Source organism: Aneurinibacillus terranovensis DSM 18919 (assembly GCF_000430625.1).
Classification (GTDB): domain Bacteria; phylum Bacillota; class Bacilli; order Aneurinibacillales; family Aneurinibacillaceae; genus Aneurinibacillus_B; species Aneurinibacillus_B terranovensis.
In genome coordinates this window covers 53,035-60,106 of sequence record NZ_KE387181.1, presented here as the reverse complement: position 1 = coordinate 60,106, position 7,072 = coordinate 53,035, and the positions used below count along the sequence as shown (strand labels likewise).

Annotated in this window: 6 protein-coding genes; 4 read left to right on the top strand and 2 right to left on the bottom strand. The window is 45.6% G+C overall.

The window, feature by feature from the left end:
* Both H525_RS26830 and H525_RS0121915 read left to right on the top strand, forming a co-directional pair.
* Nucleotides 1–249: zinc ribbon domain-containing protein (locus H525_RS26830; protein WP_155837523.1), on the top strand; the 249-nt coding region annotated here is incomplete at its 5' end.
* A gap of 722 nt (nucleotides 250–971) precedes the next feature.
* Nucleotides 972–2,324 carry an APC family permease gene (locus tag H525_RS0121915; RefSeq protein ID WP_027417949.1) on the top strand — a complete coding sequence of 451 codons (1,353 nt, stop codon included), beginning with the start codon at nucleotides 972–974 and terminating at the stop codon, nucleotides 2,322–2,324.
* A gap of 200 nt (nucleotides 2,325–2,524) precedes the next feature.
* Here the strand turns inward: H525_RS0121915 and H525_RS25180 are convergent, their stop codons facing one another.
* On the bottom strand, nucleotides 2,525–3,460 hold the full coding sequence (locus H525_RS25180) for a LysM peptidoglycan-binding domain-containing protein (protein WP_051331232.1): 936 nt from the start codon (nucleotides 3,458–3,460) through the stop codon (nucleotides 2,525–2,527).
* A 189-nt stretch (nucleotides 3,461–3,649) separates the two neighbouring features.
* Between H525_RS25180 and H525_RS0121905 the strand changes: the two genes are divergently transcribed.
* Together H525_RS0121905 and H525_RS0121900 are read left to right on the top strand one after the other, a co-directional pair.
* The gene (locus H525_RS0121905) at nucleotides 3,650–3,925 is read left to right on the top strand and encodes a GlsB/YeaQ/YmgE family stress response membrane protein (RefSeq protein ID WP_027417948.1); all 276 of its coding nucleotides are present in this window, start codon (nucleotides 3,650–3,652) and stop codon (nucleotides 3,923–3,925) included.
* A gap of 139 nt (nucleotides 3,926–4,064) precedes the next feature.
* Nucleotides 4,065–5,207 carry a THUMP domain-containing class I SAM-dependent RNA methyltransferase gene (locus H525_RS0121900; RefSeq protein WP_027417947.1) on the top strand — a complete coding sequence of 381 codons (1,143 nt, stop codon included), beginning with the start codon at nucleotides 4,065–4,067 and terminating at the stop codon, nucleotides 5,205–5,207.
* Between the two features lie 4 nt (nucleotides 5,208–5,211).
* On the opposite strand, the gene H525_RS0121895 is transcribed toward H525_RS0121900, so the two are convergent.
* Nucleotides 5,212–6,843 (bottom strand): sigma-54 interaction domain-containing protein, encoded by a 1,632-nt coding sequence (locus H525_RS0121895; RefSeq protein ID WP_245590548.1) that lies wholly within the window; start codon nucleotides 6,841–6,843, stop codon nucleotides 5,212–5,214.
* Between the last annotated feature and the right edge of the window lie 229 nt (nucleotides 6,844–7,072).

Here is a 7,072-nt window from a genome sequence, read left to right as displayed (position 1 = left end):
GAAGTGTCCTGGTATCAATTCAGAACGATGCTTGAATACAAAGCAAAGTGGTATGGACGTACTGTCGTTGCCGTAGGTAAAACCTTTGCTTCCTCTCAGCTCTGTTCGTGTTGTGGATACCAAAACAAAGAGGTTAAAGATCTTAACTTGCGAAAATGGAAGTGTCCTTCTTGTCATAGAGAATGGGACAGGGATGTAAACGCAAGTTTGAATATTCTTGCCGAAGGCAAAAGACTACTATCTGCATAATCGCAGTAACCGCAGGAACTGCGGGGATAGCTTGGTGGTACATCATGTACTAATTCTGCCCAGTAGAGCGGACTACCCAAGAATCTCGTGACTTTAGCCATGAGAGGTTCAATCGTTGGATTCGTTCTCACCATTGGCAGCTTACCCCCGTGTTATGTTTGATGTTAATAACATTATAATGATGGTAAGCTGAATAATATGTCTTTTTGGGTCGAGTGTTTCACAAAAGACTTCGACATTTTGCCAACTATTCGAATTCAAGGATAACCTAGGTATCAGGAAATTCTACCTAGGTTAACATAGGACTGGTTTGAACTATATGGTAAGATGAAAAAAATACGTTCTCTGCGGATCTTAAAAATAAAAATTTTATCGAGTAAAAAAATACCTTGGACAGAGTATACGGACGAGCATGTTGATGATGATAACACAGCCATCCAGAAATATTTCCAAAAGGATAAATAAATGAGTAAGATTATCAGTAACACAAGTCCCTTAATCGCTCTATTAAAAATTAAACAAATGCAGGCATTCATTCAGGCACAATTCTCGTTTTTGTACCGGCCGGAGTGTTTTTTCCGCCATCTAATTATGAACGTGTTTGATATTAGATAAGTGATAATGATATGAATTTAACAAAAAACAAGTTTATCAAAAAAGTATGCTATGATACGGAAGGAGTACTTATCAAACACACACATGTTTGCCAGGGGTGGACATTTATGGACTACAATACGGAGGGTCAGTTAAAGAAAGACATTGGGCTCTTTGTTGCCATGTCAATCGTAATTGGCACGGTAATTGGCTCGGGTATTTTTATGAAGCCGGGTAAGGTAATTGCAGCTTCCGGCAGCTCGACCATGGCTATGTGGGCATGGATTTTAGGCGGTATTATCACGATCGCCGGCGGATTGACGGTTGCGGAGTTGAGCACGAAAATTCCCAAAACAGGCGGTTTGTATGTGTATCTCGAAGAAACATATGGCAAGGTGTGGGGATTTCTCAGCGGTTGGGTACAGACGGTCATCTACGGGCCGGCTATTATCGGTGCCCTTGGCCTTTATTTCGGCTCGCTGCTCGTAAACGTATTTGGTTTGTCAATCGAATGGAAAGCAGCGGTAGGGATTGCAGCCGTTGTCTTTTTAGGCGCAGTTAATAGTTTAGGGACAAAGTATGGGGGTGCGGTACAAAGTATCGCAACGATTGCCAAATTAATTCCGATTGCGCTGATTGCAGTATTCGGGGTTTTAAAAGGAAACGGACAAATTTTGAATGTATCAAGTGGCGTCCCGGTGTCAGGCGGAATGGGTGAAGCGATTCTGTCTACCCTCTGGGCGTACGATGGCTGGATGCTCGTCGGTTTTGTCGCGGGTGAAATGAAGAATCCGAAGAAGTTGCTGCCCAAAGCCATTATCGGAGGTTTATCCATCGTAACCGTTGCCTATCTTCTCGTCAACGTTGCTTTGCTCCATGTTCTCCCGGCTTCTAAAATTGTTGCTCTGGGGGAAAATGCGGCTGGAACCGCTGCTTCGGTGCTGTTTGGCACGATTGGCGGCAAATTAATTTCGGTAGGAATTCTCATCTCAATTTTCGGATGTTTAAACGGTAAAATCCTCACGTTTCCGCGTGTTCCATACGCGATGGCGGAACGGGGGCAGCTCCCGGCTGCGAAACTGCTTGCGAAAGTGCATCCTCAGTTCGGTACGCCGGTTAATTCCACTATCCTGCAGATGGCCATCGCCATCTTTATGATGCTCGTGAGCAATCCGGATCGCCTGTCTGATTTGGCCATCTTTGTCGTATATATATTTTATATTCAAGCGTTTATCGCGGTATTTATTTTGCGGAGGCGCGACGCGGGCAGCGCCAGGTCCTACAGTGTTCCGTTCTATCCGTTTATTCCTTTGATTGCAATCGTGGGCTCTGCATTTATCGTCATCAGCACGATTTTTACCAATCCGAAGGACAGCTTGCTTGCGATCGTTATTGCCCTGATTGGCTTGCCGCTCTACGCGGTACTAAATCGACGCGGCAAAGATACAGGAACCAAACGAACAACTCAACATCTGTTATAATCGATGAGGGGCTGCGCCAAAAGGAGAAATACGTAGGTGCAGCTTCGTTGAGAATACTTTCCTGATAATCGGCGGGACAACAAAATGGTATTATGGTAAAAAAGTTGAAAAAATGTGGAAAGAGGTTCGGAATACTATTCAGCACAAAGCACTTTGAGTATATACAGAAACAACATATGCTTGTCTACCCCGAGATAAGATTAAGCATATATATTTGTATTTGAGTACAGATTTATTCCGGCAATTATATGCATGCCTATGGTTACTGGAGGTCCTCCGCTCCAGCCCCACTCATATGTCATAATGATAACAAAGTCCACGATTTGCCCATGAGCCGCATAATCGTGTGCCCCGTGCCATGCCCCGCGCTTGATATCATAATTTTTCGGGGCGAGTGCGGTAGAGACGAGGATATTATGTTCATGCATAAAGGCCGTAATACGTCGTAGAAAGTTATTGTACAGATTTCGCTGCTCGGGATAAATGTGTTCAAAATCAATATTAAGTACCCGATATCCTTTGGTTTGTAGAGTGGTCAAAATGTTGGCAAATAGCCGGTCCTGAATTGTTGTATTTGTAAGAATGTCGCTTGCAAGATCGGGACTAAAATTTCCTTCAGCAAAATTCGTAACCGCCATCATCGGGGCAATGCGGTTGGCAAGTGCGGTTCGTACGGCGTTTGTGTCATTTAGCGGTTCTAAGCTGCCGTCCGGGCGGGCCCGGTAGCTAAACAGTGTAAGGTAGGTTAGATAAGGCGCAACTTCTTCGATGATTCGTCTGTCTCGTTCATCGTTTCCTGGAAGCAAATAACCATTTGTCTCAATTGGGCCATATTTTTTTCTGATTGAAGGGATATGAATCACTTGCCCTACATGTAAAGAATACGGAGGCGCAATGGGATTTACTGACAGAAGAGCCGCTTCGCTGACATCATACCCTTGCGCGATTGATTGGAGGCTGTCACCGGGTTTGACTGTATATCGCTTTGTACCTGTTGGTATGACAAGCGCTTGCCCTACAACAAGCCGGTCGGGTGTTCGTACCCGGTTGACACGTGCAATCTCGGTCGGTGTTACGCCAAACTTTCTTCCGATAGTCCACAGGGTGTCCCCGGGTTTCACTACATAAATTTCCAAAGTTATCCCTCCTTACTTTTTCACGCTATCTTATTCAGCGATTGCCTAATCGGAAACAGGTGCGATAAATAAAAAGTGGAAAGCACATAACTGGAAGTAACCTGGAAATTTTTTAAAAAAAATGATGTGTAATTTTTTTTGATTTGAGGTAAATACTAAACATACCAAATGAAGAGGAGGACATAGATTATGGGCTTTCTTTGGTCATTGATTGTTGGAGGAATTATCGGTTGGATTGCCGGTGCTATAATGGGGCGTGATATTCCAGGAGGAATCATTGGCAATATTATCGCGGGTTTTATCGGAGCTTGGATTGGAACAGCCTTACTGGGGCATTGGGGGCCAGTCATCGGTGGATTTTTTATTATTCCCGCTATCATTGGTGCCATTGTACTCGTTCTTATCGCAAGCTGGATTATGCGTAGCATGGGACGAAACGATAAGGAAAAAAATCCAAATTCATAAACGAAAGAAAAATGGAGCCGATACCGCATTATTTCCATGCGGATTGGCTCTTTTTGTATGTAACCAACCTCATTTTCCATCGTGAATTTGTGTTACAATATATTAGAAATAATTTCTATAGGATTTCAAGGAGTGCCATATGAGTAAAATTGACATCATTGCCACCTCCACGTTCGGGCTGGAGTCGGTGGTAGCGGAAGAAGTGAAAAAGCTCGGCTACGAGGGAGCAAAGGTAGAGAATGGAAAAGTCACATTTACGGCGGACAAGCTGGCCATTTGCAGGGCAAATCTCTGGCTGCGCACGGCTGACCGGGTACGGTTGAAAGTAGGGGAATTTAAAGCGCTCACGTTTGACGAGCTGTTTGAAAAAACGAAAGTTCTCCCATGGGCCGAATGGATTCCAGTGAATGGGGAATTCCCGGTGGAAGGGAAGTCAGTGAAATCGACCCTGTTTAGCGTTTCAGACTGCCAGGCGATCGTAAAAAAAGCTGTCGTAGAAAGTTTGAAGCAGAGCTATCATAAATCTTGGTTTGATGAAAACGGCCCGCTCTATAAAATTGAAGTGGCGCTGCATAAAGATATAGCAACACTCACGATTGATACAACAGGTCCTGGTTTACATAAACGTGGTTATCGTCGCCTAATCAGCGGCGCGCCGCTGAAAGAAACGATGGCAGCCGCCATGATTCAATTGGCACGATGGCGCCCCGATTTCCCGCTCCATGACCCGTTTTGCGGTTCAGGCACGATTCCGATTGAAGCGGCGATGATCGGACGCAACATCGCTCCGGGGATGAACCGGGAATTTGTATGTGAAGACTGGCCGGCTATTTCCCGCACGCTCTGGCAGGACGCACGCCGTGAAACACACGACCTGGCCGATTATGACCGTCCACTGGAAATAAGCGGAACTGATATTGATGGTGAAATGATTCACATTGCAAAAGAAAACGCGGAAGAAGCGATGCTGGAGGATGCGGTTACGTTTAAGCGGCTCCCGGTTCATGCACTTTCGTCGAAGGCGAGCCATGGTTCGATTATCTGCAACCCGCCCTACGGCGAAAGATTAGGCGAGAAGAAGGAAGTTGAACAATTATATAAGACGATGGGCCAGGTATTTGCCGGGCTTGATGGCTGGTCGTATTACATCCTAACGTCCTTCCCGGAATTCGAACAATTCTTCGGCAGAAAAGCCGATAAAAACCGCAAGCTGTACAATGGAAATATTAAAAGCTATTTTTATCAGTACCATGGGCCTCGACCCCGTACACGAAATAAATAATGTTTCACACATCCAGCCCGTACTTTTTTAGCCGGTTGTAGAGGGTGGCCCGGGAAATGCCCAGCAGGTGGGCGGCGGCCGATTTATTGCCATACGTGGTACGCAGCGCGTCAACCAGCTCCTGGTATTCGTTTTGCGGCGAATAGGCCGGCTGGAGCGGTTGGGTGAGTGTAGGTTCGGGTAGCAGTCCTTTTTTTGGCAGAGGGTTCGTTATCGTCGGCAGAAATCCCTCCGGTAGGTGCTCGGGTTCGATTTTCAGGTCGTTTAAAATGACAAGCCGCTCCACCATATTGCGCAGCTGGCGAATATTTCCAGGCCACGGGTACCGGATAAATAACGTGAAAACTTCCGGATTGACTTCCGGAATCGGCTTATTGTATTTCAACGCAAATTCCTTTAAAAACAAATGGACGAGTTCATAAATGTCTTCTGTCCGTTCACGCAGAGGCGGCACCGAAATAGAAACTACGTTTAACCGGTAGAATAAATCCTGGCGGAATTGTCCGGCAGCGACCATTGCTTCGAGGTCGCGATTGGTCGCGGCGATAAAGCGCACGTTCGCAGGGATTGGCTCGCTGCCGCCTACGCGGTAAAACTGTTTTTCCTGCAGAACGCGCAGCAGTTTAACCTGCTGTTCAAGTGGCAGTTCCCCTATTTCATCGAGAAATAGCGTACCGCCCTCCGCCTGGTCGATTTTCCCCTTTTTCCCCTCGCTTACAGCGCCGGTAAACGCCCCCTTTTTGTAGCCAAACAGTTCGCTTTCAAAGAGGGCGGCCGGAATTGCCCCGCAGTTTAGCGCGACAAAAGGCTTATTTGCCCGGTGGCTCGCCATATGAACGGCTTCCGCAAACAATTCTTTTCCCACACCGCTTTCTCCTGTAATAAGAACCGTCGCATCTGTCGGTGCAACCTTTTGCGCCAGGTTAACCGCGTTCTGCAAGGTGATGCTTTTTCCTTTAATTCGATGAAAAGGCTGATCCTGCTGTTCTGAATAAAACTCTTTTTCCAAATCGTGAAGGTGTGCTGTTGCGCTTGATAATTTATCATGGAGACGCACTACGTCGCTAATGTCTTTCTCAGCTGATAGGCTTCCGATAATTCGGCCGTCCAATACAACCGGGGATGTGTTGACAAGTACGTGGGTTCCTTCACGCGGCTGATTATAGTGCTGCGAGATGGAACTGCCGTCGTGGATACTCTTCAACAGCATGACTGCATCCTCTTTAAAATGGCGGGTGATATGCTGGCCAATAATATCGGCTGGAGCAATGTTATACATTGTTTCCGCCTGCTTATTCCAGCCAATCACAATACCTTTCTCATCTACGATCGTAATGGAGTCGTCCACTGTATTAAGCACCGCCTCGTAAAAAGAGATGCTTTGCTGTAGCGATGTAAATAACGCCTTAAATACGCTGTCAGAGGAAACCCAACCACACGGTTCACCGGTCTGATCATCCACAATGACAATGGGGTTCGCATGCTGCTTTGTTTTTACGTAGTCAAAAAGGCGAATCGAACCGGTCGTATAGTCGGCATGTTTCATATCCGGCACTTCTCGCACTACCGGCTCTTCCGGCAATGACTGCATCAACTCCCGCAGAAATGGATTATAGAATGGGTAGGGCGTCCTCATCTCAATCACCTGGCTCCGTTTTTACAAAAATGTCTAAACCATTCTATACAGTTTTGCATTTATGTATAAAAAATGGTTTTTATCATTATACATATTGTCCGTAATTATGACAATCTCTCTTATTATTCGCTAAAAATATAGATTTGGTATAGTTTTTGCAATGAAATTGCTTTATAATTCAAGTTGTGAAAATCATTTGTTTTATGGAAATTATTCGTCTTATGTTCCT